1 protein-coding gene and 2 pseudogenes are annotated in these 1,461 nt (G+C 63.0%); 1 reads left to right on the forward strand and 2 read right to left on the reverse strand.

Annotated elements, in window-relative coordinates:
- Window positions 1-94 (forward strand): annotated as a pseudogene (locus EN984_RS34420) (aldehyde dehydrogenase); the annotation flags it as partial.
- Between the two features lie 46 nt (window positions 95-140).
- On the opposite strand, the gene EN984_RS34425 reads toward EN984_RS34420, so the two are convergent.
- Window positions 141-1,007: a hypothetical protein gene (locus EN984_RS34425; RefSeq protein WP_127271538.1), complete on the reverse strand. Its 867-nt coding sequence runs from the start codon at window positions 1,005-1,007 to the stop codon at window positions 141-143.
- A 154-nt stretch (window positions 1,008-1,161) separates the two neighbouring features.
- Window positions 1,162-1,461 (reverse strand): annotated as a pseudogene (locus tag EN984_RS34430) (hypothetical protein); the annotation flags it as partial.

The raw sequence follows: 1,461 nt of genomic DNA on the forward strand, positions 1-1,461 counted from the left end.
CGCATGGAAGGCCTATATGCGGCGCGCCACCAACACGGTGAACTATTCCAAGGCGCTGCCGCTCGCCCAGGGCGTGTCATTCGATATCGACTGAAAGGCTCGCCGGCTTGGGCATCCCCGCACCGGGGATGCCGCACCGGTCAGCTGCCTGCCGGCGAGTCGAAGGCCTTGACGAACGCGGCATCGATGATAGCCAGCTTGACGGCCTGGGCGGTCATGTATTCCCGGTAGAAATCGCCCGACACCCACATCACCGAATTGCCGCGCTGGCCAAGCCAGCCAACGCTGCCGAGGTCTTCAGCATCCCGCAGTTTGCGTGCCAGGTGGGTTCGCGACAGCTTGAGCCATTTGGCGAAATCGCCGATCGAGACGACGCCGGTCGGTATTTCAGCGAGGCCGGCATGGTCGGGATCGACGCCCGATATCAGCCAGTCCATGACGACGCCGCCATTGTTGAGCCAGGTGAACAGCGAAAAGGTCTGCCTGGGCTCGCGCACGGGGCTGGAGGAGATCAGGCCGTCGGCCACCAGCGGCTGCACCCTGGCGAGAGCATCGGGCCGCTCCAGAAACGTCGCCAGACGGTTCGCACCGTTGAGACTGTCCAGCGTGTGCAGGTGCGCCATCATCCAGCCGGCAACCGTCTCCAGCGTGTTCACCGTTGGCTGAATGGGGCGGATGCGGCCGTCCTGTGTTGCCGGCAGGTGCTCGATGAAATTGTAATGCAGCATCTCCTTGAGGAAGGCGTCGGCGGTGTTGCGGCTGGCGACGGAATTCTCCCGGATGACGTCGATGAAACGCGCCGCCGTCAACTGCTTGCGGTAATCATCGGGCTCCCGTCTGAAATGCAGGGCAAGGCCGATATGCGCCATCAACCAGCGCTGCTGGGTGGCAAATATCGAGGCGAGCCTCGGGTTCATCCCATAGGCCTGGATCATCGCCTGCGCCTGGGCACGGACACAGCGATGCAATGCCGGGTGACCGGCAATATGGTCAAAGGTCTGCGTCATTCCCCCCATGCTCCGATCCAGCCTTACGGCCACGAAGACGCAGATCACATTCTCAGCCTTCACGGCCCGTGTCCAGACGCGCCCTGTCTATAACAGGTTATGATCGCCAGGAGACAATGTTCTCGGTCCGGGCAGATGTCGATCGCGCCGACCCTCAGCGGTCTTCCGGGACTGGAAAACAGGCGGCGAATGCCGCATCGACAATGGCCAGCTTGGCGGCCTGGACGGTCATGTACTCCTGGTAGAAGGTGTTCGACACCCACATCACCGAATGGCCGCGCTGGCCGAGCCAGCCGATGCTGCCGAGTTCCTCGGCAGCGCGCAGCTTGCGGGCGAGGTGGGTCCGCGACAGCTTGAGCCATCTGGCGAAATCTCCGATCGAAACCACGCTGGTCGGAATCCGGTCCAGGCCGGCATGATCGGGGTCGATGCCCGACATCAGCCAGTCCATGAC

Source organism: Mesorhizobium sp. M7A.F.Ca.CA.004.12.1.1 (genome assembly GCF_003997835.1).
GTDB lineage: Bacteria > Pseudomonadota > Alphaproteobacteria > Rhizobiales > Rhizobiaceae > Mesorhizobium.